The sequence below is a fragment of the Bacillus sp. TSO22 genome, from assembly GCF_020223595.1.
GTDB classification, from domain to species: Bacteria; Bacillota; Bacilli; order Bacillales; family Bacillaceae; genus Bacillus; species Bacillus inaquosorum.
Genome location: NZ_JAHAWO010000015.1, coordinates 289310 through 313015, shown reverse-complemented (window position 1 = coordinate 313015; position 23706 = coordinate 289310). Strand labels below are relative to the sequence as shown.

Below are 23706 nucleotides of genomic sequence, written 5' to 3'. Positions count from 1 at the left end.
CACTGTTTGCAATTTGATTCTACCTTGATTGTTCACAAAATAGTAAAAAACCTTTATAAAAAACAAAAAATTTAATCATTTGAAAAAAGAAACGCCAAAAAGCATAGGATAAAGGGCTATCCTATGCTTTTATGGAGCAGTTTTTTCAGCAGCGGATACAGAACATCCGGGAGCTGATCGACATCCGGGACAAATATACTGAATTTTCCGTACATATCCTGAATGGTCTTCATTTGCGATTCTTCTATTTCTGAGTTGGAGAGAAAAACATTTATCACTTCTATTCCTCTTTTTCGGGCTTCAATAACCGCTTCACTTGTATCGACAATCCCGTTTTGTTCATAGCTAAATGCAGCCGGCTCTCCATCTGAGAAAACGATTAAGAACTTTTGTGCCTCGCTGCGCTGCAGCAATTTTTTCGTCATCTGCCGGATCGCATAGCCGTCACGGTTATCTTCCTCAGGCTCGAGCTGCATAATTGCAGGCCCAGCATCTTGTCTTAATGACGATTGGAAAGGAATAACCGTATTGAAATAGTTTGGCTGGCTTGTTTCGGTTGCATCGTTTGTGTCCTCCCAGAAGCCGACAATCTGATGCGGAACCGCTACCGATTTCAACGCTTCGTGAAACAACACGATTCCCCGTTTTGTTTCGTCCATTTTGTCGAACATGCTGGCTGAACAGTCGACCAGCAATGTAAAAACTGCGTCAATTTCTGAAGACGGTTCTTGCTTTTTGTAGAATAGACGCGGATTTCGCTCAGTGAAGTAGCGCAGAAGCTTATTGTTCAGCCGTCCGGCATGAAGGTCTGTTCTCGGCAATGTTTTTTTATGCTCCAGCGTTTTTTGAATCATTTGTTTTAAACGCTTTTGATACGACTCAATCGTTTTTGCCTGCTGTTTATAGGAAAGCTCCTCTTCACTGGTTGCCGGCTGAGGTTCTTTGTAAATCGGAAATGCGTATTTATTTTCTTTGCCGTCAGCCATACCCGCTCCGTTCGGCTGGTCTTTTTGGGACTCCAGCGCTTCCAGCTTGGAATAGTCTTTCCGTTTTGTTTGTCTGGCTGATCCTTGGACAGAACCAAGGGCTTGATCTCCATCGTCGCCTTCCCTTGAAGCGTCTTTTCCTAAATCTGATTTTGCGCCGTGTTCAATATCGAATTGAAGGAAGCTTTTAGCCGGTGCTTCTGTTTCCCGGTGCCACGTCGGCATTTCTTCTTCATGAATATCCTCATCACCGTCTGATTTTTTCGGAAGCGTGATGTCATCACTCAGCTTAGGCGCTTTTTTCTCTTCTTCAAATAACGGCTGTTCCGCAGCTTTTGCGTAATCAAGCTCAGGCAAAAAGAAGTAGGTGTTCAGCATATCCTTATCGAGCACCTCTTCAAGCCCGTCCATGAGGTCTTCAACAATTTTCAGAACCTGCCGTGTCGAATCTGCCTCATACACGCGAAGGAGCTGCTGCTCAATAAACGGGCGCATCAGATCAATATCTTCACGCATAGACGGAAGGGTCTCGAGCGGCGATTCCGTTGTTAGCTTGACATAGATCGCGCAAAAGAGCGCATCCGTAAAAATGCTTCGTTCTAAATTTAAGGTCAGCTGGGTAGAGAAGTGTTTTCTGTACATGTCTTTTCGCTTCGCAAATACATGTTTTGTACCCGGACGCTCGTGTTTGATGCATTCTTCAATTCTGATGTCCTCAAGCAGCATAAACAGCTGCTTGGCAAAGCTTTTGAACGTAAGATGCCGATGGATATCATCCAAAAAGTTCGCAAACTCTTGCAGCGAGCTATATCTCGTTCCGACCGAACGCAGGTAGACGTCGCTTTTCAGACCCGCCTCCATGTCCTCAGCTGCTCTGTCTTTCCAAAAGTGGCTCATATAGATTTTCTTTTCAAATGGATTGTAATAGGACTGAACGCCATACTCCACTTCTACCGCTTCACTCTTGGTAAGTGTTTTGGCCAAATCAGTCAGCATCATAAATAAAAACGAATCAATTGTGCTGTCGTTAAATTTGATAAATTTCATCGCAGCTCCCTCATTCAAACAGAGTTTCTGCAATATTTCGAACGGCCGCCTTTTCCCGGTCATCATCAAGCTTCTCTACAATTCCACGTTCGATGGCACGACGCGGCGGAATATAAGCGGCTAAATCACAGGTATCAATTAAAGCTCTGATGGATGCCGCTTCTTCAGACACCTGTCCGTTATTGGCCTGAACAATCAGGTCAGAGGAAAGCGTGATAAACCGGTCAATCAATTTCTCATCTTGCAGAGCTGACTGAGACATAAGCACTTGTTTCAGCAGCTCGCCTTTAATATAAGGCACATCGATGATGACAAAACGGTTTTTCAATGCTTCATTCAGCGGAACAGTTCCAACATAGCCTTCATTGATGGCTGCAATGACTCCGAATCCGCCTTTAGCCCGAATGACCTCGCCTGTAAACGGATTTGTCATCATTTTTCTGTAATCTAATACACCGTTTAAAATGGGCAGTGTTTCCGGCTTTGCCATATTGATTTCATCTATATAAAGAAAATGGCCTTCCTTCATGGCTTTTGTGACAGGCCCTGAAACAAACTCGATCGTCGCCTGGCCAGATTGATTTTCAATTGTTTTATAGCCGATCAAGGCTTCTGCATCCAAGTCAACTGAACAGTTGACACTGTGCATCGGTTTATGAAAATAGCTGGACAATGTTTCTGCCAGCTTTGTTTTTCCTGAGCCTGTAGGCCCTTTCAGCAGGACATTTTTTCCCATGGCTAATGCGATAATGGCGTCGAATAAAATGGCTTCATCCTCCGCCTCATAGCCTGATGTCCCGATGAGTGACTGAAACTCTGGGGAAATTGGCTGATCTTTATATGATAAAAGCTTTTTTTGTATATCTTCCGGCAATGTTAAGTGCTGTAATTGAGTTGTCATAGACAGGTTCCCTTTCCTATTCGTATTCCATTAACGAGTATACTAAAAAAGCCCCTGTATGCTCAATACAAAAGGGCTTGGATGATATTACTGCTTCTCGTTATTGCCTGAAAGGGCTCCGCAGACGATACGCGCACCTGAATTCCCGCTTGGATTCGTCAAATAATCGTCGGCATGTTCATGAATAATAAACGCACTCCCGTCCTGGTCGAGAATATTTAGTTTACTTCCTTTTTTCAGTGAGGTGTCCGGCGCATTCATAATGACATCTACTTTTCCATCAGCACCGACTTCAAGGTTCGGCAGATCTCCGGCATGATGCCCCATCGGATTGTTGAAGCCGTGTTCTTTGTTCAGCGGATTAAAGTGACCTCCCGCGGATTCAAAATCCGGCCTGACACATGAACCTTTCTCATGAATATGAAAACCGAGTGAAGCGCCGGGGCGCAGGCTGTTTGCGGAAATATGAATGTCGAGTCCTTCGTCTTCTGATTCTTTGAGTTCTATAAAACCGACTGCTTTGCCTTCACGATTAACCAGCTGGACATGATGACCAAACGCTGACGTTTCAACCGCTTCTTTTTCCGGTATCCGCTTAGGAGGGTCAGGAGGGTTTTGTCCGCATCCCGCAGCTCCCAGTGCCGTCACCATCATCAACAGCAAGAGACGGTACATACTGTCTCCCCCTTGTTTTTTCTAACAGTGTGGTCAATCATTGTCTGATATAAACAAAAAAGCCTATAAAAAGGCTTTTTGTTTTACTCATTTTTAAAAATAGCTTCTTGCGCCCAAGTAGCGCTGTTTCCAATACGAATTGCTGAGATTTGAAATGTCTACGCCCGATGAGCTTGCATGAATAAAATCTCCGCCGCCTAGGTAAATCCCCATGTGAGACGGGCCGGATTTATATGTGGTAAAGAAGACAAAATCCCCGACTGACGGCTGGCTGACTTTTTGCATGACATTCCAATACCCTGCCGTGCTCAATCTTGATATCGATGATACATTATTAATGAGGTAATAAATGAAGCCGCTGCAATCAAAACCGGCAGGCGTGTTTCCTCCCCAGCGGTACGGCACTCCGACATATTTTTTCGCTTCTGTTATCATTCTGTCAATCTTCGAGCCTATTTGAATGTTTGACCCTGAGTTATCTTTTGGCTTTGTCTGATTTGAATTGTTAGACTTTGTTGTTCCCGAAATAGTCAGAATCTGTCCGATTTGAAGCACATCAGATGATAAATTGTTTTTATCACGGATGCTTTGCACAGTGACTCCAAGCTGATTCGCGATTTTCCACAGCGAATCGCCTGCTTTCACCTTGTATGTAGTTGTTTTAGAGGAATTGGAGTTTGACGGCTTCTTGGAACCGCTGTTTCCGCTCTTGGGTGAACTGCTTCCTTTTATTTTGAGTACCTGTTTAGGATAAAGCGTATCCGATGTTAAGCCATTTAATGTTTTCAATTCAGCTACTGTCATATTTAAGCTGTTTGCGATTTTCCACAGTGAGTCACCAAGCTTAACTGTATATGTACTTTTGGACGAGCCTGAAGAATTGGAACCGCTGTTTTTCTTTGATCCATTTGAGCCGCTTGAACTGCTTGTCCCTTTGATCTTAAGCTTTTGCCCTGGACGAATCAGGTCACTGCTCAGGCTGTTTAAGTTTTTAAGCTCAGAAACACTCATTTTATGATTTTTAGCAATCATCCATAGCGAATCACCATATGCAACAGTGTACGTTGACGTTTTGCTTGAGTTTGATGAAGGTTTCGTGCTTTTTTTGCTGTTTTCGGGAATCTTAAGGCTTTGTCCGACATAAAGCACCGACGATTTCAATTTGTTTTCGGATTTCAGTTTGGATATTGTCGTATCATATTGGCGGGAAAGTTTCCAAAGAGAATCACCGCTTTTTACTTTTATCGTTTTTGCTTCCGCGGGCGCTGCTGTCATCGATGACCCAACAACTGCGGAAACAGCCAAGCCGGCTACAATCTTCTTTTTCATTCATTCAACCTCCTAAACTGTTTATTGCTCAAGAAACAGATAGTATTTTATTTCCAAAAATGGCGCACATCAGTTTTATCGTCACTTCTTTAAAAAGTTAAATCCTTTTCAAACATTCGGCAGCAATTTCAGCATCGTTCGACCTTTAAATCTTCAAATAAACACCTAACATTTTACATAACCTGCATCTATTTTTCGAAAGTCTAAAGAACTATTTAAGCGGGGGGGCAAAAATGATGTTTTTCTATTGATGAGCGAAGCAGATTTTCCTCCTTTCTTGTCTGTTTTTCTTATCAATTCTCTATTGGCGTGTCAAATCCCTTCCTCTGCTTCCTTACGAAAATTCCAAAATGCCTGTTCTTTTGATAAGAACAGGCATTTATATTATGCGTTGGCTGATTGAGTTTTGTGTTTCACAACTTCAAGAATGCTGTCGGCCGCTTTTTTAGAACCGCCTGCCGCTTTCAGTGATTGTCCAATTTCTTTCGCCTTTTCAGCATACACAGGATTGTTCATCACTTCTTGAATCGTTTCTTTCAGAAGGCTTTTAGATAGTTGATCTTTTTTCAGAACTTTCCCTGCGCCGATTTTTTCCACTTGATTTCCGACGGCAAATTGGTCAGCTCCCATCGGAATAACAACAAGCGGAGTTTCAAAATACAAACCTTCACTTGTGCTGTTCATTCCGCCGTGGGTCACAAATAAACTGGCCCTTTTCAGGATCTCAAGCTGAGGGACATACGGGCGTACAATGAAATTCTCCGGAATGTCGTTTAACTCATTTGCTTTGATATGCTTGCCGATGGAAAGCACAACCTTACCGTCAAAGTCTTTACAAACCTCAAGACATTGATTAAAAAACTGCTTTTGATTGTTAAAAATGGTTCCCATCGAAATAAACAGCACGTTTTCATTGTCAATCTGCTCAAATGGGAAATCATTGTTTCCGGCTCTTTCCGTAATTGAAGGACCAACAAATACATACTGATCGCCGAATTGCTCAGCCATTGGCTGAAATTCCCTTGATGTAAAGACAATCGTCAAGTCCCCCTCTGAAGAAAAAACGTCAAATGGCTTCTTGATCCCTGCCTGAAAATCAGTATTTAATGTTTCTGCAAGCTGCTTGTAAGATTCATAATGAGGTGAATCTTCAAATGATCCTCTCATGTATGCACCCATCATTTCCTTTAGAAATTCCTCATTCATCGCAAAGGTTGTACACAGTGAAAATCTCGGCAGCTTCAACAGGTTGGCAATGATTTTACCGGCCAGTAGGTGGTGATCATATATGACATAATCATACGACTCATGTTTGACTTCATCATAAATATGAGTCGCGATATCCTTACAGCCTTTCAAAAAAGCGCAGATCATTTCTGTGAAATCTCTTTCTTCATCTCCGGTTGCATTCTTTCCGAAGTAATCTTCCCGGAAATCATGATACTCACGAAACTCAATATCAAGAGCTGCAATTTTTTCTTTGTATTCCTTCACTGCGTAGTAGGTAATATGTTCTCCCCGTGATTTCAACTCCTTCATTACACCGATAGACGGATTAATATGCCCTTCACCGGGAAAGCCGATCATTAATACATTAGCCATGCGGCAACACCCTTCCTTTAAAAATTTATGTAATATTTTATACGGTACTATAAATACATAATTAGGTAAAGTATTTAACTTAATTAATATTCATTAGATATAACTTTTCTACCAGTTTATATTTCCTGCCTTCAAGACAAAAAGCATTCAGCTTGAAGTGAATGCTTTAAAAAAGATCCGAATTCAGTCATTTTGTCTCATGATAGGATTCATTATCAGGCCCTTATATTTATTTTTACGTTCTTGGCGAAATTAACGGATATAATACACCGTCTTTTGCAAACGACATCTTCCCTGTCTCCTCTGAAACAACAAGCACAAGCGCATCCGTATACCCCGACATTCCAAGAGCCGCGCGGTGCCGGGTTCCCAGATGGATATCCACATCCTTTGTTGTCAGTGGGAGTACATTAGCTGCTGATACAAGTTTATTTTCCCTTACCAATAAAGCGCCGTCATGAAGAGGATTTCCGGGGAAAAAGATGCTCTCAATTAATGAAGCGCTGATCTCCGCATGAAGGGATGTTCCTTTTTGAATAAAATGTTCAACAGGGTCCACTCTTTCAATCACAATTAAAGCACCATGCTTATGTTCCGATAAGGCTTTAATCGCCTTGGCCAGCTCAATAAATGCCGGCGTAAATTCCTCAATGTATGATTGCAAATAAAAGGATGATGCGATCCCCTGCATGTCCTGAAAAATATGCCCCAATTCATCTAATTCACAAAGGAGGCACTGGTCTTTTTCGTGAAGCGCCTTCAAAATTAGCGATGCATCACCTAATATTTGCTCTAAGTACACTTTTATTTTCCCCTTGAATGCATTTTCTGACATCTGCTCATAACGCATAGACCTTCATCTCCTTTTCAAATTTCCAACCTTTCACGCATGCTTATCTTATTGATGCACATTCTATTGGTAAAGGAGGGATGTAAAGAATGGAAATCGAAAGAATCATTCAGTATATTTGCACCTTTTTAGGCGTGATTTCGCTTTCTTTTATTTATGCCCAAATGTTTAGAAAAACGAAACCGACAAAAAAAGAATAGGCCTGGCGTTCATTGCTTTTTATACATAAAATGTTATAATTTCTCTCGTTATGAAAAAGAAACGGAGATCAATGTATGAAAGAAACTCGAAACGCCCGGCAGAAGATCAAACAGCTTTTGCACATTTTAATTCCGATATTAATTACCCAGGCGGGGCTATCTCTTATGACTTTTTTAGATACTGTAATGTCAGGGAAAGTCAGCCCCGCTGATTTAGCCGGTGTCGCCATTGGCTCAAGTCTTTGGACCCCTGTTTATACAGGACTTGCAGGCATATTAATGGCGGTCACCCCGATTGTCGCTCAGCTTTTAGGCGCTGAAAAAAAACAGAAGATTCCCTTTACTGTTTTACAGGCTGTATACGTGGCCGCGCTTCTTAGCATCGCCGTTTTAGCGATTGGATATGCTGCAGTTGACCTTATTCTTGGCCGATTAGACCTTGAGGCTCACGTGCATCAGATTGCCAAACACTTTTTAGGGTTTTTATCGCTGGGAATTTTCCCTTTATTTGTTTACACTGTTTTGAGATCATTCATTGACTCATTAGGGAAAACGAGAGTCACAATGATGATTACACTCAGTTCTCTTCCGATCAATTTTGTATTGAATTACGTATTCATCTTTGGAAAATTCGGAATGCCTGCCCTTGGCGGCGTCGGTGCCGGGCTAGCGTCCGCGCTTACATATTGGTGTATCTGCATCATCAGTTTTTTCATTATTCGTAAAGCCGCGCCATTTTCCGAATACGGGATTTTCCTTACAATGTATAAGTTCTCTTGGAAAGCGTGTAAAAATATGCTCAAAATCGGGCTGCCTATTGGGTTCGCCGTGTTTTTTGAAACGAGCATTTTCGCAGCTGTCACGCTTCTGATGAGCCATTTTGATACAGTGACCATCGCGTCCCACCAGGCGGCCATGAACTTTGCTTCGCTTTTATATATGCTGCCGCTTAGCGTGTCCATGGCTTTAACAATTGTTGTCGGTTTTGAAGCCGGTGCAGCCCGATTTAAAGATGCACGCTCATATAGCTTGATCGGCATCATGATGGCGATTGGCTTTTCTTTGTTAACTGCAGCCTGTATCCTGTCATTTAGAGCGCAAATTGCCGGCATGTACACTTCTGACCCCGATGTGCTCCTGCTGACACAGCACTTTTTAATTTATGCGCTGTTTTTTCAGCTTTCCGATGCTGTGGCCGCACCTATCCAGGGAGCGCTCAGAGGATACAAAGATGTGAACTATACGCTTGCGGCCGCATTTGTCTCTTACTGGGTCATTGGCCTTCCTGTCGGTTATGCGGTCGGTACGTTTACAAGCCTTGGCGCGTTCGGTTATTGGATCGGGTTAATTGCAGGACTCGCCGCCGGGGCAGTTGGGCTGTTTTTCAGGCTGGCTAAACTGCAAAAACGTTATTCGCAAAAACAATACAGTTAAAAGAGGTGATCATACATGGCAAAAAATAAAAAATTATACGAATATCTTTCTCAGCATGCGGAGACCATCAGTTCAACATGGTATGAAACAATTGAGGAGACTGATCCGAATTCCATATATGCATCAACAGACCCTGCTGTCATTCACAATTTAAAGAGCCAGAATCTTGCCTTCAACTATAAAATAAACCGTATTTTTATAGATGATGAAGATGTGTACCTGCCTATACTGAAAGAATGGGCCTTTGAAGTCACACAGGATCAAGAGCATTTAAAGACTCCTATCCACTATATTATCCGGGAGTTTGTCAGAGTGAGAGATTTATATGTTTCCTATGTGAAAGAATTTGTCCATATCAATCAGGACACTGTGAAAGGCGAAGAAGCCGAAGACCTTTATCACGCCCTTATAAAAGCGTTTGATCTTGTGATTCATATTTTTATAGAAGAAATGTACAAAAACACAAGTCTTCAGCTTCAAGCCCAAAAAGATATGATTACTGAATTAAGCGCGCCGGTCATCGTGCTGTTTCACAGCGTCGGGCTGCTGCCTTTAATCGGAGATATTGATACAGTTCGCGCCAAACTGATTATGGAAAACACACTGCATCAATGTGCGGAGAAAAAGGTGACACAGCTGTATATTGATTTGTCAGGAGTAGCTGTTATTGATACGATGGTTGCCCACCAGCTGTTCAGTCTGATTGAAGCGCTTCGTTTAATCGGCGTTTCATCAACTTTGTCGGGAATCCGCCCTGAAATAGCGCAAACAGCGGTTCAGCTTGGTTTGTCTTTCGAAGATATTTCCCTGAGATCCACCCTCGCTTCAGCGATTGCATCTGACTTGAAATTAAAAAAGGTATAAGGCTAAAGGCCTTATACCTTTTTTATTAATCATTCCATTGATACGTCCAATATACTTCTTCTTCAAACCATGTTGCCATAACAGGTTCATTGTTTTTCAATTTTTCTTCAAGCTCTCTGAGCATGCCTTCTGTTTGAGTGCGGTGAGCTCTTAACGCATTCATTTTAATATTAGCTACTTCTTTGATATCAAGTACGACATCTGCTTCGCCGAGAACTTCTTCCCTGTTGCGTGTAATGGCCATGCAGAGCGTACGCGGACGGTCTTCTTTCTTTTTACGGTACAATGCACGGATAACCGCTTCCCCGCATGCATCATGGTCAGGGTGCACGCCGTGTCCAGGATAAAATGTGACAATTAAACTTGGTTTTACATCATCTATGATCTCTTCCATGATATCAGCTAAATACTCATCGTCTTCAAATTCGAGCGTTTTGTCACGGAGCCCAAGCATCCGAAGGTCATTGATATCCATTTCTTTGCATGCGTTAATAAGCTCTTGTTTTCTTAATAGCGGCAACGTTTCCCGATTCGCAAAAAATGGATCGCCCATATTTCTGCCCATTTCACCTAAAGTGGCGCAGGCGTACGTAACCGGAATGTCTTTCTTTCTGTTTAAGGCAATCAGGCCTGCCACTCCGTATGATTCGTCATCAGGGTGAGGCAGGATTACAAGTACATGTTCTTTCATTATTTTTCACCCTTTTCTTTAAACTGTGAACGGTTTTTCACTGATTTGCAGAGAAATAGCCAGTTTACCGCCCGGCAGGTGTCCTGCCATTAATAAACGGTTGTCTTCATCTACCGTGTATTCAGTCAAGCCTTCAGCATAAATCCAGCCGTCTTCTGTTTTTAAACCAACCCGAAAAGGGCCGTTGCCTTTAATTTTCGCCTGATGATAGGTAACTTTTGCATTGCGGATGTATGCAACAACCGTCATGTTTTTTTCATTTAAGTGCGCTGAATAAGAACCGGTTGTGGTTTCTAAATGGATATATACAGGGCGGTCCGCATATCGTTCTAAAGATGCTTGCACATCTTCTTTTATGATTGCTTTCATGATTGCTCCCCTCTTTCTTCTTTTAAATGCTCTGCGCGTTCTGTATGTAATTTGACCAGCTGATATTTCACAGCCGGTTCGAGCTGTGAATTCACAATGCGCTGGATCGCAGCAAAATATTTTTCCAGCATCGGTTTCCGGAGTCTCGGATGTGTACGTTTATCCAAGAGCTCTAGATCAATCGCCTCTGCTACCGCTTCTGCGTCATCACTAGCGAAAGATCGGTTGTTCCAAAGTGAAGCGTAGGCTTTCACTATCTCTTTATCATTGTCCATCGTCTTGCTCCTTTATGTCTTACATACATGAAATGATTATACATAATATATGGTTCAGCTGAAAAGCCAAAGGCCTCAATGGCTTTTTGACGCCCGTTTCCACTTTACTTGTGAAAACGTAAACAAGAGCAGCGCAGCCCATATACAGCTGAATGTAAAAGCCTTCGAGCTTGAAAATGGCTCATGATAAACAAACAGCCCGATCAGCAAAGTAATGGTCGGTGCAATATATTGTAAGATACCAACTTGGTACAGCGGCAGCCGTTTCGCTCCTTCCGCAAACAATAATAGCGGCAGCGCCGTAAATACACCGGCAAAAAAGAGAAGCATCCACGTCCCCCCGCTTTCTGCACCCGCGGGCTGGATATGGCCGCTCAGCAGCAAATATCCCAAAGCAATCGGCATAATCATAAATGTTTCCAGCGTTAAACCAATGGCGCTTGACAGGCTTGTTCTTTTTTTGCTTAACCCGTACAGCCCGAAGCTGAATGCAAGCAGAAGCGCTACATAAGGAATGGAGCCGTATTGGAACGCCGAGATAATGACACCGGCCGCCGCAATCGAAACTGCCACCAATTGCAGGCGATTCAGTTTTTCCTTTAAAAATAAAATTCCAAGGAGCACTGATACAAGCGGATTAATGTAATAGCCAAGACTAGCCTCAAGCAAAAAGCCATGGTTGACAGCCCATATGTATACAAACCAGTTAATCGAAATCAGGATAGAAGCGAGAAATAAAGAAAGGATGCCGCCTTTCTTTTTCAAAGAGCGCAGCTCCTGCCACCCTGTTTTCCATTGCCGCAAGAAAAAAAGCACGATACACATAAAAACAAAAGACCATATAATACGGTGAGCCAAAATATCAAGGGCCGGCAGCTGTTCGAGAAGCTTCCAATAGAGCGGAAACAGCCCCCACATGAGAAAGGAAACGGCTGTGTAAAGAACGCCTTTTTTTGTTTCTGAGTATTGCATTTATATCCCCGCCTTTCTTTAGAGCATCTTATATTATATCACGTGAAAGATCGGGCGGGCATATACTATTTTGTCCGTGAAGAAAGGGTGTGATGACGATGTTTGAGTGGAACAAGTACTTTCCTTTCCACAATCAATTTTCCAAGGAAGCATTAAAAAAAGCAGATCCAAAAGAAGTTGAAACGTATGTAAATCGTGTAATGGAAAGTGTGTTCGGCAGTGATTATGCGGCTCAATTTCCTTTCCGCGATCCTCTCCCCCAAAAAGAACAGCCCGCCAAATCTGCTAAACCTGATATAGATATATTTGAAACAACAGACCATGTGTTTGTAAAGGTGCCAATCAGCGAAAGCCAGCTGGAACAGTTGAAAATCAAACACACTTCTCACGCATTAATGATAGAAAATTTTCCGAATTTGGATCATCCGAAAAAAATAAGCCTGCCTTGTTTAGTCAAACGCAAAGGAACAAAAGCCGTCTATAAGGATGGCCTTCTGGAAGTCATGTTTCAAAAGCAGCAAGACTACAATATGTCCGAGGTAGAAATCATCCGATAAAAAACGGCCTGCACCGATGCAGGCCGTTTTTGTTAATAGAAACCGGGATATCCGCCGTATGGCACGCCGGCACCAAAACCGTACGGTGCGCCTCCGTAACCATACGGGACAGGCGGATAAGCATAGGGACGAGGTGCGTTAAACAGAGCACTCCCGAGAAAACCGCCTAATAAACCACCGACTAAAGGAGCGCCAAACAAGAAAGGATTGCGCGCCGGATATCCGGCTGGATCTGGGTTCCCGCGATAATATGAATGATGAGGGTACATGATTTTTCCTCCTTTATATCTGCCTATACGTAAAGTATTCAACAAGGAAGAAAAACGATTGGGCTATGGACTGAATCTGGGTATTGTTACATCACAAGCCCTGCCAATAACACACAACCGAGCCCTGTTACTGAGAGAACTGTTGTAAGCAGCGTCCAGGTTTGAAAGGTTTCTTTCATGCTCAAACCGAAAAATTCCTTTACCATCCAAAATCCTGCATCATTTACATGACATGCGATGACACTTCCCGCTCCGGTTGCCAGTACCATCAATGCCGGGTTTACACTGCCTGCCTCCATAAGCGGAGCTGCCATTCCCGCAGTGGTAAGCGCAGCCACAGTAGCAGAGCCCAAACACAGGCGCAGAACCGCAGCGATAATCCATGCAACGAGCAGCGGCGACATGTTTGTTTGACTGAAAAGATCAGCAACATAATCACCGACCCCGCCGTCAATCAGAACCTGTTTAAACGCCCCTCCCCCTCCTATGATAAGCAACATCATCGCGATTTGTGAAATCGATTCGGATAACGATTTGCTAATCTCCTTCATAGGTATTTTACGCGCATATCCCATCGTATAGAGCGCAAGCAAAAGTGAAATGAGCATTGCCGTCCCCGGAGTGCCGATAAATTCTATGATGTCTTTTCCTCTTGAATGTTCTTTGAGTAATAAAGAAAAAACAGTCGCAATGGCCATAAAGATAACTGGAAATAAAGATGTGACAACACTGATCCCAAAGCCTGGTGTTTCATCCAGCTGAAATTCTTTCCGCGGCCCTAACGCCGATAAATTTCCGCGCTTTTGATACGCACCGGGAAACCGCTTCATCGCAAATTTATTAAATAAGGGCCCGGCAATCACAGTCGTCGGAACAGCGATGATGATTCCAAAAAGCAGCACCTGACCAATATGGGCGCCGTATGCAACTGAGATGGCAGTTGGCGCAGGATGCGGGGGCAAAAATCCGTGAGTGACATTTAAGGCGGCTGCCATCGGGATTCCCAGATAGAGAAAAGGCATTTTTAATTCTTTGGCAATCGCATAAACAATCGGAATCAACAGAACAAGACCCACTTCAAAAAACAGGGCTATGCCGATGATAAACGAGGCAATGACCACCGCCGCCTGTATTCGTTTCCTCCCAAATTTGTCAATCAGCGTAATGGCAATGCGATAGCCGCCCCCAGCATCTGAGACGAGCCTTCCGAGCATCGCACCAAGCCCAAACACTAAAGCTAAATGCCCGAGCTGCCCGCCTATACCCGCTTCAATTGAAAGAACGATTTTATTGATATCCATCCCAAGTCCGATGGCTACTAAAAATGAAACGACAATAAGTGAGACAAAGGTATTTAATTTTACTTTAATAATGAGAAATAACAGAATCAGCACTCCGACAGCAACGATTAAAATCGGCATGGTACCCCTCCAAATGTGTTTTAAAAATGAATTCGGCACTATTTAAGCCCAGCAAACAGAAAACGCTTTCACTAATAACCAAAAAAATGTTGGTTATATGATTGTTATATTTTGATCAACTAGAGTATTCATACTAATCTCCTAATCAATGACTGTCAATTGTTTTTATGAGTTTTTCTCAATTATCCAACGCCTATCCTATCGATTTGTTAGTTACATGTTGATTAACTTTTGGTTATATGTTATGTTTTTTATCAAGCTAGCAGCCAGTTTTCATATCTATCCATTGTCTGGAAGCAAATCGAACAATATGAAAACAGACTTCACAAGAGGAGGAATTCACATGCCATTATTACGTTTTGATGTAATTGAAGGGCGTGACGAAAAATCACTGCAATTGTTATTAGATACTGCTCACCAAGCGATGGTCGAAGCGTTTGGTGTTCCGGAAAGAGACCGTTATCAAATTGTCCATCAGCATCCGGCAAACGAGCTTATGATCCAGGATACAGGATTAGGATTTCAAAGAACTAAGGATCTGGTCATCATCAGTATAACGAGCAAAACAAGAACAGAAAGCCAAAAGGAAAAATTGTATGCCCTGCTGGCTGAAAAGCTAGAAGCAGAATGCGGTATTTCCCCAGAAGACCTAATGGTTTCCATTACCGAGAATGGTGACGCAGACTGGAGTTTTGGTCTTGGTGAGGCGCAATTTTTGAATGGAAAACTATAAAATAATGAAACATAGTAAAAAAGAGAGCTTCATCAGAGGCTCTCTCTTTTATAATTCTCTCATTTCTTTTTGATAAAAGCGGAAATCCCAAGTTTGGTGGATAGAGCCTGGATCTCTTTTTTAAATCCAGTTTCGATGCCAATGTAATTCCAATGGAAGCGGACTGGGTTTTGGCAGTAGATATAAAATCCAGGCAGATAGAGTTCCATTTTGACGATTTGCAAAACGAGATAAATGATGATCCCCATTAACAATAGGTTAGCTGCTAATCATTTTTTCACAAATTGAACATTTCCTATTTTTGTATATTCGCTTCATATTCACATTACTTTTGCAAACCTGTAAAAGCCATTTTGACAAATATAAAAAGTCATGTAAACGGTATGAACCACCACCCCTTACATGACTTTATTATCGAAATAAGACTCTTTCCCGGACGCCTCTTTCCTTATTTCTCTTCTTCGCACACTGTTTCACCGGGCTCGCAAAATTGATCGGCCCACGCCTGCATCTCTTGGAATACAGCTTGAAGCGCTGTTCCTTTTTCAGTCAGCGTGTAGATGACTTTGACCGGCGTTTCAGGGAGAACCTGCCGCTGGACGATCTCGTTTTGTTCAAGCTCCTTAAGGCGTTCCGCAAGCATTTTTTGGCTGATCATCGGTATTGTTTCCGTTATCTCTTTAAACCGTTTCGGCCCATCCATTAGCACATGGATGATCAGACCGTTCCATCGTTTTCCCAGCAATGAAAAAGCGGATTCCATTTTAGGGCACATTGTATTTCCCACAAGTCTTCATCCCTTCATCTATTGATTGACATGTATTCAATGATCCATTACAATAATCTTTCAAGTTACATTTAGTAAGTTTCTAACTTTTCTATTATCATACCACGTTTATCCGAAGGAGGAAACACTATGACGAATACTCTGGATGTTTTAAAAGCACGTGCATCTGTAAAGGAATATGATACAAATGCCCCGATCTCTAAGGAAGAGCTGACTGAGCTATTGGACCTTGCCGCTAAAGCGCCTTCAGCTTGGAACCTTCAGCACTGGCATTTCACAGTATTCCACAGCGATGAATCAAAAGCGGCGCTTCTTCCTGTAGCGTATAATCAAAAACAAATCGTTGAGTCTTCTGCTGTTGTCGCTATTTTAGGCGATTTAAAGGCAAATGAAAACGGTGAAGAAGTTTACGCTGAATTGGCAAGCCAAGGCTATATTACAGATGAAATCAAACAAACATTGCTCAGCCAAATTAACGGCGCCTACCAAAGCGAGCAATTCGCACGTGATTCTGCTTTCTTAAATGCTTCTTTAGCTGCTATGCAGCTTATGATTGCCGCAAAAGCAAAGGGTTATGACACTTGCGCAATAGGCGGATTTAACAAAGAGCAGTTCCAAAAGCAATTTGATATCAGTGAGCGCTATGTTCCTGTTATGCTTATTTCAATCGGAAAAGCATTGAAACCTGCCCATCAAAGCAACCGCTTATCGCTTTCAAAAGTGTCAACTTGGCTGTAAGGATATGAAAAACCTTAGTCCGAAATACGGACTAAGGTTTTTTTATACAATCGCATTTTTGTACCATTCACGAGCCTGTTCAGCTTCATGCTGCGTCAGCTGATGGCCCCCATCCTGCCAGAATACGGAGGCTGATGCCCCGCTGTCACGTAAATAGCTGTGAAGCTCTTCTGATTCTTCCTTCGTGCAGAGAGGATCGTATTTCCCGGCACCGATAAAAACTGGGAGTCCCGTCATATCAGGCAGCGTGATACCGCGAACCGGAACCATCGGATGATGCAGAATAGCCCCTTTTAAGACATCTTTATAATGGAAAAGCAGGCTTGCTGCAATATTTGCGCCGTTTGAATAACCGACTGCAATCACTCGGCCGCGGTCAAATTGATGCATTTCTGCAGCCTCGTCGATAAAATCTTTCAATTCTCTTGTCCGCTCCACGAGGTCCTTTTCATCAAAGACACCTTCACTCAGGCGTTTGAAAAATCGCGGCATTCCATTTTCAAGCACCGATCCTCTGACACCAAGCAAATGGGCATGAGGGTCTATAAATCGTCCCAATGAAAGCAGATCGTGTTCATTACCGCCTGTTCCATGCAGCAGCAGCAGTACGTTGTCAGATGTGCCTTTTTCATAAATATGCTTCATCGTAAATTCCCCCTTTTAAAGTTCAGGCAACATGTCTGTTATTTGTTGTCTATGTTTCTCCAGCCATTCAGGCAGTTTTAATGAAGTACCCAGCTCATCAAACGTTTCATCTGTCATAAAGCCCGGCTCATCTGTGGCGATTTCAAATAAGATACCGCCTTTCTCTCTGAAGTAAACGGATGTAAAGTATTCTCTGTCAAGGATTTCTGACGAAGGAAGGTGGTTTTCCGCAATAATCGGCAGCCATTTCGCCTGTTCCTCTTTCGTTGTCCGAAACGCTACATGGTGTACCGTGCCATAACCTCCCACCCCTCTTTTTTCAGGGTGTAAATGTACGTCAATGACGCCCCCGATGGCCGCTGAGGATGTCAGTCTGACAATCTGTTCTTCTTCCGCCGCTTTGGAGTATCCGAAGCTTTCCGTTAACAATTGAATGGTCGCCTGCGGGTCGTAGGAATACAGCAGCACGCCTTTCATTCCCGTAATCGCCTCATGTTTTGATATGCCGTCAGGTGTCCAGTCGCTTTTGTTGCTTTTCTCGTCCTCTATGATCGCTAATGGAAGGTCTTCTGTATCATGAAAAACAAGCGCCCTTTCACCGAATATCGTTTTTTCCTCCAGTTTCAGCCCGTTTTTCTCAAGACGTTCCTTCCAAAAAGACAAGGAGCCTTTTGGAACTGAAAAGTACACCCGGCCCGCTTGGCCTTTGCCTACCGTTCCCTGTCCGCTTCCTTGGAACGGGAAAAAGGTCATAATTGTACCGGGATCTCCATTTTGATTCCCGAAGTAAAAATGGTACGTTGCGGGATCATCGAAGTTTACTGTTTTTTTGACAAGCCGAAGCCCGAGCACTTCTGTATAAAATCGCAAGTTTTCTTGCGGATCTCTGGCGAATGCTGTGACATGGTGCAATCCTTCTGTTTTCATTTTCCCACTCCTATTTATCTCGATTTCAAGATATTTAATATTTTAAACCTTTATTGAGCAGGATGCAAACGATGTGTTTTGGTTAAATAATTGAAAAAATCATTTTTTTCTAATAATTATCTTGTGATCTTATCTTACAACTGCTATTATAGTGAGCATTATCATGTTTCAGGAGGAAAGTAAATGGTTAAAAAAGCACTTATTGTTATTCTCATTCTTTTGCCATTCGCCCAACTTGCGCTATTGCCGCTTGTGAATCGAATTGAACCGATTATGTTCGGCCTTCCGTTTTTCCACCTTTGGCTGCTGTTGTGGATTATCATTACGCCGTTATGCTCGTTTGGCATTTACCAGATGCAAAAAAAAGATGGAGGGCTTGAATAATGCAAGGGAATCTCACTGCACTTCTCATTACAGCTGTTATCGTTTTAACCGTTGTCTGTATCGGATTTCTCGCCGGAAGAGACAAATCCTCACGCACCTCGGTGGAAGAATGGTCTGTCGGAGGCAGACGCTTTGGCGGCCTTCTCGTCTGGTTTTTAGTAGGCGCTGACCTCTATACGGCATATACTTTCTTAGGGTTAACCAGTACTGCTTATACGGGCGGAAGTGTTGCATTTTTCGCCATTCCTTATTCTGTATTGGCCTACTTTATCGCCTACTTCTTCCTGCCGAAACTTTGGAAAGTTGCGAAAATTCATAAATTAACGACACTTGCGGATTACGCCCGGGAGCGTTTTGACAGTAAGCTTTTAGCAAGCCTTGTTGCCATTGTCGGTGTGCTGATGCTTATTCCGTACATATGCCTTCAGCTGAGCGGCATTCAAGATACGCTCCAAGTTGCCGGCACCGGATATATTAATGTAAAATTCGTTGTCATCATCTCATTTATTCTTGTTGCTCTTTACACATTCTTCAGCGGGATTAAAGGTCCTACATTTACAGCGATTATTAAAGACATTTTAGTATGGGTTATTATGCTGTTTATGGTGGTGTCCCTTCCTCTCATTCATTTTAACGGCTGGACGCCAATGATTGACACGTTAGTAAAGGAAGCGCCTCAAATGCTGACGATACCGGCTGATGGGCCAAAAGGCATTCCTTGGTTTATCACAGCATCTATTGTTTCCGCTCTTGCACTTTTTATGTGGGCACATGCCGCTACAGGAGTTTTCACAGCGAAAAGCGCCGATGCAGTAAGAAAAAACAGCATGTTTTTACCGCTTTATAATATTGTTTTAATTTTGGTCATATTTCTTGGTTTTATCGCATTTCTTGTTCTGCCGGAAGATACAAATCCAAGACTGGCGCTGCTGCATTTGATTCAAACATCTTACGGCGGCGTGGCACAAGGTTTTGCATATTCCACTATCGCTCTTGCTTCATTGATTCCTTGTTCCATCATGGCAATCGGGGCATCAAACTTATTTGCTAATAACCTATATCGGGATTTGATTCATCCGAATGTGTCTCAAAGCAAGCTGACACTTGTCACACGTTCAATGGTGTTTGTTGTCATCGGCCTTGCGCTTCTGTTTGGAATGCTGTTCCCGACTGCCTTAGTGACACTCCAGTTATTAGGCGTATCCGGCATGGTGCAAATCTTCCCGGCGATTGCTGTCAGCCTATTCTGGAAAAACCAAACGAAAGAAGCGACAGTTATCGGATTATTGGTCGGTCTTGCGGTTACGTTTATTGTGTATACCACTCAATCCGCACATGGCATTTATGAAGGGTTCTGGGGATTGGCCGCCAATATCATCGCTGTGGTTATTCTCAACCCGCTGTTCGTCAAAAAAGCAGGGTCCAATCCTGTTATTGAAGGTTTATTTGGTAATAAACAAGACCAAAACTCGAATCAAAAGGGTGCATAAAAAAAACCCATACGCGGCACCCGCGTATGGGTTTTTTACATTTCTTTTTTCAGTGTTTCAATTGCTTTTTCCATTTGCGTATCATTATTTGACAGCTTCTTTTGAAGTTCTGTCATTAATTTCGTTGTTGTATCGCCTGTCAGTACGCCTGTTTCTTTCAGCTTCTCTTTTTTCTGGAACTGTTTGACCACAGATGCAAAATCCTGATCATACGTACTGTTCACTTTCACCTGATAGCCAAGTGCTTTGAACATTTGCTGAGCTACTTTGACGTTGGTGCCTGAATCACCTGACTTGTACGTTTTATCCGCATCCAAATACGGCAGTTTCGCGTAATCAGGCAGCTCTGCTTTCACTTGAGGCTTGATGCCTTTTTTGTGAATCCATTCACCATCGGCAGTCAGCCATTTGGCGACTGTCAGTTTGACGGTTGAGCCATCATCATATTCTTTTGCTGTCTGCACTGTGCCCTTGCCAAATGTCGTTTCACCGATTAATGGTATGCCTGACGATTCGTGAAGGGCAGCGGCCATAATTTCGGCGGCGCTGGCTGTGCCGTCATTCACTAAAACGACGGTCGGTTTGGTCACTGTTCGTTCTTTTTCAGCCTTCATGACTTCTTTAGAACCGTTCTTGTATTCAACCTGCATGATGTTTTTCCCTTTATCAATAAACAGGTTGCTCATTGTAATCGCTTGGTCCATTAAGCCGCCCGGGTTGCCCCTTAAGTCTAAAATATAGCCTTTGGCGCCTTTTTTCTCTAAACTGTCAATCGCACTCGTCAGCTCTTTAGCAGTTGTTTCAGAGAAAGAAGTGATTTGGATTTCGCCGATGTTGTTGTCTTTCATCTCAGAATAGACGGTCTCTACAGGAATGGTATCGCGCTTAATGGAAAGATCGATATTTCCGACTCCCGCTCTGTTCAGCTCAAGCTTCACTTTTGTGCCCTTTTTGCCGCGGATTAAAGCGACAGCTTGATTTACATTCATGCCTTTGACGCTTTTTCCGTTCACCTTAAGGATTTGGTCCCTCGGTTTGATTCCGGCTTTTTCAGCAGGTGAACCTTTAATCGGCGATACAATAAGGATTTCACCGTCTTTCTCCTCTACTTGGGCTCCGATGCCTTCAAAGGATGCGGAAATCGTCTCATCGAATGATTTTGCTTCCTCTTGATCCATATATGTGGAATACGGATCATCCAGAGATTCAATCATTCCTTTAATTGCTCCGTCTACTAATTTGTCATCATCTGTCTTTTGGTAGTAATCACTTTTGATTTGCTCATACGCTTTATTTAATTTGTCGAACTCGCTGTCTCCCATGCTTGCTGATTTCTGGCCCAGGATGCTGGAATTGCCCGTAATAAATAAAGTAAGCGCTGAAGCGACAACCGCAGTGATCAGCACAATAAAAAACAGTTTTAATTGCCGTTTCAATTAAACACCACCTTTTTCTTCTTACATTATTATCATGGACGAATTCTTATTCGTCAACTCGGAGCAGAAATGAAAGAGAAAACGCCCTTCTTTCGCTTTTCATAAACCTATGTCTTTATACGACATATGATAAAGAAAAAGGAGGATTCGATATTGAGCCGATATTTAGAAATGCTGTCCTTATTCGGTGTCGCAGGGGCGCATCCAGGCGGGCTGGCTTTTTCAAAAGCGGTCTTGCAAAAAGCTGCCCCCTCCCCAGATCAGCCGATTCTTGATGCCGGATGCGGAACAGGCCAAACAGCGGCTTACTTAGGACATTTACTGTATCCTGTAACAGTCGTTGATAAAGACCCTATCATGCTAGAGAAAGCGAAAAAAAGATTTGCAAATGAAGGGCTTGCCATCACTGCATATCAGGCAGAGCTGGAACATCTCCCGTTCTCTTCTGAGTCCTTTTCCTGCGTCCTGTCAGAATCGGTCCTCAGTTTTTCCGATTTGACGCCCTCTCTTCAAGAAATTTCAAGAGTATTGAAGCCCGGCGGGATGCTGATTGGTATTGAAGCAGCTTTAAAAAAACCGATGCCGCCTCCAGAAAAAAAGCGAATGATGGATTTCTACGGTTTTACTTGTTTACATGAAGAAACCGAGTGGCATAAAACTCTTAGGTCTTATGGTTTTCAAAAAACGGAAGCGATAACACTTCTTCCAGATGACATGGAATTTGAACCGACCACAGAAATGGATTTATCGCAAACGATCGCTCCTATCTACTACGATACGCTTCAAACACATTATGAACTCATGCAGATATATAGCGAGTTCATGGGACATTGTATCTTTGTCGCGCATAAGTAAAACGGCGTATCGCCCCCTGTTTTCGTCCAACCTTTTTATCCTATCTATCATATGCTGATAGAAAGTCAGTATAGGAGGGAAACAATATTGGAGAGATATTACCATCTTTGCAGAAACCATCAAGGTAAAGTCGTCAGAATTACAGAGAGAGGCGGAAGAGTTCACGTCGGCAGAATTACACGTGTAACAAGAGACAAAGTTTTTATAGCTCCGACCGGCGGAGGGCCAAGAGGTTTTGGTTACGGATATTGGGGCGGTTATTGGGGATACGGAGCGGCTTACGGTATTTCCCTCGGTTTAATTGCAGGAGTGGCTCTGGCTGGTTTATTCTTCTGGTAAGCATAGAATAAATGTATGAACAATTGCTAGATTCACCAAACACAATAAAGCCCGCTTATCAATTGTAAGCGGGCTTTTACTGTTAGATTTTCTTCACTTTTTCAAAGTACTCTTCCAGCGTTAAATCATTATCATGGATGACCTTTGCGGCCTTTTTGCCTACATAGCGCAGGTGCCATGGCTCATATTCGTATTTGGTGATATCTTCTTTATTTTTTGGATAGCGAATGATAAAGCCATATTTATAAGCATTGTCCTGCACCCATTTTCCGTCTGCCGTGCTGCCGAACGCTTCATTTATCTGAAAGCCGTTGCTTCGGCTCGAGATGTCCATCGCAAGGCCTGTTTGGTGCTCGCTTTCACCCGGGTAAGCGACCGCTTCCCTTGCCTTCTTTTCCCCTTTTAGGCTGACTTCATTGTTAAAAATGACTTGCTGTCTGTCATACGAACGGTATCCTGAAACAGCTGCCAGTTCATAGCCTTCCTTTTTCGCAGCATCGAACATCGTTTTTAATGCGTCGGCCGCTTCCTTTCTGATGTAACGTTTTTGAATCTTTTCTTCAAAAGAGAACTCTACATCAGGTATGACTAGATCACTAGGTTCATAGTTTCCGGGCAGTGCGTATTCTTTATTGACAAGCGCGAGTATGTTTTCTGGATTTTGAATGGTTTCCAGACCGTCCACTTTTTTAATATCATTGAAATATTTGCTTTCCAATGAAAACGCACTGTCCTGAGTGTTTGCTTTTTTGCTGTCAGCTGTTTTTTGTTCTGTTTGCTTTGTTTCTGCTGTGGTTTTCGTATCCTTTTGAGCATCTCCGTTTGACATGCTGCAGCCGGCTCCGACTATTGCCGTTACACTCAGAGCGGCAGCCAGTGAAAACCATTTACCGGACTTTTTCATATTACATTACCTTCCTTTTATCAATC

27 protein-coding genes are annotated in these 23706 nt (G+C 42.9%); 9 read left to right on the top strand and 18 right to left on the bottom strand.

The window, feature by feature from the left end; genetic code table 11:
• Positions 1 to 116 precede the first annotated feature (116 nt).
• From KHQ79_RS21470 to cdaS, 6 genes are all read right to left on the bottom strand, one after another.
• Positions 117 to 2033 (bottom strand): vWA domain-containing protein, encoded by a 1917-nt coding sequence (locus tag KHQ79_RS21470; RefSeq protein ID WP_225516868.1) that lies wholly within the window; start codon positions 2031 to 2033, stop codon positions 117 to 119.
• 10 nt (positions 2034 to 2043) lie between these two features.
• The gene (locus KHQ79_RS21465; RefSeq protein ID WP_225516867.1) at positions 2044 to 2934 is read right to left on the bottom strand and encodes an AAA family ATPase; all 891 of its coding nucleotides are present in this window, start codon (positions 2932 to 2934) and stop codon (positions 2044 to 2046) included.
• An 87-nt stretch (positions 2935 to 3021) separates the two neighbouring features.
• Positions 3022 to 3609, bottom strand: a complete 588-nt coding sequence (locus tag KHQ79_RS21460; protein WP_019258658.1) for a superoxide dismutase family protein — start codon at positions 3607 to 3609, stop codon at positions 3022 to 3024.
• Between the two features lie 93 nt (positions 3610 to 3702).
• The gene (cwlS, locus tag KHQ79_RS21455) at positions 3703 to 4938 is read right to left on the bottom strand and encodes a D-gamma-glutamyl-meso-diaminopimelic acid endopeptidase CwlS (protein ID WP_225516866.1); all 1236 of its coding nucleotides are present in this window, start codon (positions 4936 to 4938) and stop codon (positions 3703 to 3705) included.
• A gap of 384 nt (positions 4939 to 5322) precedes the next feature.
• Entirely contained in the window at positions 5323 to 6540 is a 1218-nt protein-coding gene (locus tag KHQ79_RS21450) for a macrolide family glycosyltransferase (RefSeq protein ID WP_225516865.1), read from the bottom strand.
• Positions 6541 to 6775: 235 nt separating this feature from the next.
• Positions 6776 to 7390: a cyclic di-AMP synthase CdaS gene (cdaS, locus tag KHQ79_RS21445; RefSeq protein WP_225516864.1), complete on the bottom strand. Its 615-nt coding sequence runs from the start codon at positions 7388 to 7390 to the stop codon at positions 6776 to 6778.
• A 275-nt stretch (positions 7391 to 7665) separates the two neighbouring features.
• Between cdaS and KHQ79_RS21440 the strand changes: the two genes are divergently transcribed.
• Positions 7666 to 9024: an MATE family efflux transporter gene (locus tag KHQ79_RS21440; RefSeq protein WP_225516863.1), complete on the top strand. Its 1359-nt coding sequence runs from the start codon at positions 7666 to 7668 to the stop codon at positions 9022 to 9024.
• 15 nt (positions 9025 to 9039) lie between these two features.
• A complete protein-coding gene (gene rsbRC, locus KHQ79_RS21435) occupies positions 9040 to 9888 on the top strand; it encodes an RsbT co-antagonist RsbRC (RefSeq protein ID WP_003241625.1) in 849 nt (282 codons plus the stop codon).
• A 25-nt stretch (positions 9889 to 9913) separates the two neighbouring features.
• Here the strand turns inward: rsbRC and bshB2 are convergent, their stop codons facing one another.
• From bshB2 to rarD, 4 genes are all read right to left on the bottom strand, one after another.
• Entirely contained in the window at positions 9914 to 10579 is a 666-nt protein-coding gene (bshB2, locus tag KHQ79_RS21430) for a bacillithiol biosynthesis deacetylase BshB2 (protein ID WP_225516862.1), read from the bottom strand.
• An 18-nt stretch (positions 10580 to 10597) separates the two neighbouring features.
• Positions 10598 to 10948, bottom strand: coding sequence for a YojF family protein (locus tag KHQ79_RS21425; RefSeq protein ID WP_019258663.1), 351 nt, complete (start codon positions 10946 to 10948; stop codon positions 10598 to 10600).
• On the bottom strand, positions 10945 to 11223 hold the full coding sequence (locus KHQ79_RS21420) for a hypothetical protein (protein ID WP_060398833.1): 279 nt from the start codon (positions 11221 to 11223) through the stop codon (positions 10945 to 10947). The genes KHQ79_RS21425 and KHQ79_RS21420 overlap by 4 nt, the downstream gene beginning before the upstream one ends.
• A gap of 75 nt (positions 11224 to 11298) precedes the next feature.
• Positions 11299 to 12195 (bottom strand): EamA family transporter RarD, encoded by an 897-nt coding sequence (gene rarD / locus KHQ79_RS21415; RefSeq protein WP_060398834.1) that lies wholly within the window; start codon positions 12193 to 12195, stop codon positions 11299 to 11301.
• 98 nt (positions 12196 to 12293) lie between these two features.
• On the opposite strand from rarD, the gene KHQ79_RS21410 reads away from it, so the two are divergent.
• Entirely contained in the window at positions 12294 to 12752 is a 459-nt protein-coding gene (locus KHQ79_RS21410; protein ID WP_003241616.1) for an Hsp20/alpha crystallin family protein, read from the top strand.
• 32 nt (positions 12753 to 12784) lie between these two features.
• Here KHQ79_RS21410 and KHQ79_RS21405 read toward each other — a convergent pair whose 3' ends face one another.
• Together KHQ79_RS21405 and KHQ79_RS21400 are read right to left on the bottom strand one after the other, a co-directional pair.
• Complete coding sequence (locus KHQ79_RS21405) at positions 12785 to 13021, bottom strand: hypothetical protein (protein WP_003241613.1); 237 nt, start codon at positions 13019 to 13021, stop codon at positions 12785 to 12787.
• Positions 13022 to 13107: 86 nt separating this feature from the next.
• The gene (locus KHQ79_RS21400; protein ID WP_225516861.1) at positions 13108 to 14442 is read right to left on the bottom strand and encodes a gluconate:H+ symporter; all 1335 of its coding nucleotides are present in this window, start codon (positions 14440 to 14442) and stop codon (positions 13108 to 13110) included.
• A 343-nt stretch (positions 14443 to 14785) separates the two neighbouring features.
• On the opposite strand from KHQ79_RS21400, the gene KHQ79_RS21395 reads away from it, so the two are divergent.
• Positions 14786 to 15175, top strand: coding sequence for a tautomerase family protein (locus KHQ79_RS21395; protein ID WP_084991920.1), 390 nt, complete (start codon positions 14786 to 14788; stop codon positions 15173 to 15175).
• Between the two features lie 59 nt (positions 15176 to 15234).
• Here the strand turns inward: KHQ79_RS21395 and KHQ79_RS21390 are convergent, their stop codons facing one another.
• Both KHQ79_RS21390 and yodB read right to left on the bottom strand, forming a co-directional pair.
• Positions 15235 to 15423, bottom strand: a complete 189-nt coding sequence (locus tag KHQ79_RS21390; RefSeq protein ID WP_225516934.1) for a hypothetical protein — start codon at positions 15421 to 15423, stop codon at positions 15235 to 15237.
• A gap of 200 nt (positions 15424 to 15623) precedes the next feature.
• On the bottom strand, positions 15624 to 15962 hold the full coding sequence (gene yodB, locus KHQ79_RS21385) for a transcriptional regulator YodB (RefSeq protein WP_019258668.1): 339 nt from the start codon (positions 15960 to 15962) through the stop codon (positions 15624 to 15626).
• Between the two features lie 129 nt (positions 15963 to 16091).
• Between yodB and KHQ79_RS21380 the strand changes: the two genes are divergently transcribed.
• Positions 16092 to 16700, top strand: a complete 609-nt coding sequence (locus KHQ79_RS21380; RefSeq protein WP_084991922.1) for a nitroreductase family protein — start codon at positions 16092 to 16094, stop codon at positions 16698 to 16700.
• A gap of 42 nt (positions 16701 to 16742) precedes the next feature.
• Here KHQ79_RS21380 and KHQ79_RS21375 read toward each other — a convergent pair whose 3' ends face one another.
• On the bottom strand, positions 16743 to 17345 hold the full coding sequence (locus tag KHQ79_RS21375) for an alpha/beta hydrolase (RefSeq protein ID WP_100274535.1): 603 nt from the start codon (positions 17343 to 17345) through the stop codon (positions 16743 to 16745).
• Between the two features lie 15 nt (positions 17346 to 17360).
• Positions 17361 to 18272: a ring-cleaving dioxygenase gene (locus KHQ79_RS21370; protein WP_225516860.1), complete on the bottom strand. Its 912-nt coding sequence runs from the start codon at positions 18270 to 18272 to the stop codon at positions 17361 to 17363.
• A 183-nt stretch (positions 18273 to 18455) separates the two neighbouring features.
• Here KHQ79_RS21370 and KHQ79_RS21365 point away from each other — a divergent pair, with 183 nt between their 5' ends.
• On the top strand, positions 18456 to 18656 hold the full coding sequence (locus KHQ79_RS21365; RefSeq protein WP_003241600.1) for a DUF3311 domain-containing protein: 201 nt from the start codon (positions 18456 to 18458) through the stop codon (positions 18654 to 18656).
• Positions 18656 to 20146 carry a sodium:solute symporter family protein gene (locus tag KHQ79_RS21360; protein ID WP_225516859.1) on the top strand — a complete coding sequence of 497 codons (1491 nt, stop codon included), beginning with the start codon at positions 18656 to 18658 and terminating at the stop codon, positions 20144 to 20146. Before KHQ79_RS21365 ends, KHQ79_RS21360 begins: the two co-directional genes overlap by 1 nt.
• Positions 20147 to 20181: 35 nt before the next feature.
• On the opposite strand, the gene ctpA is transcribed toward KHQ79_RS21360, so the two are convergent.
• Positions 20182 to 21582, bottom strand: a complete 1401-nt coding sequence (ctpA, locus tag KHQ79_RS21355) for a carboxy-terminal processing protease CtpA (protein ID WP_003241597.1) — start codon at positions 21580 to 21582, stop codon at positions 20182 to 20184.
• 153 nt (positions 21583 to 21735) lie between these two features.
• Here ctpA and KHQ79_RS21350 point away from each other — a divergent pair, with 153 nt between their 5' ends.
• Complete coding sequence (locus KHQ79_RS21350; protein WP_225516858.1) at positions 21736 to 22437, top strand: class I SAM-dependent methyltransferase; 702 nt, start codon at positions 21736 to 21738, stop codon at positions 22435 to 22437.
• 87 nt (positions 22438 to 22524) lie between these two features.
• Entirely contained in the window at positions 22525 to 22776 is a 252-nt protein-coding gene (locus KHQ79_RS21345) for a hypothetical protein (protein WP_019258673.1), read from the top strand.
• An 82-nt stretch (positions 22777 to 22858) separates the two neighbouring features.
• Here KHQ79_RS21345 and ldcB read toward each other — a convergent pair whose 3' ends face one another.
• Positions 22859 to 23680, bottom strand: coding sequence for an LD-carboxypeptidase LdcB (ldcB, locus tag KHQ79_RS21340; RefSeq protein ID WP_225516857.1), 822 nt, complete (start codon positions 23678 to 23680; stop codon positions 22859 to 22861).
• Positions 23681 to 23706 lie beyond the last annotated feature (26 nt).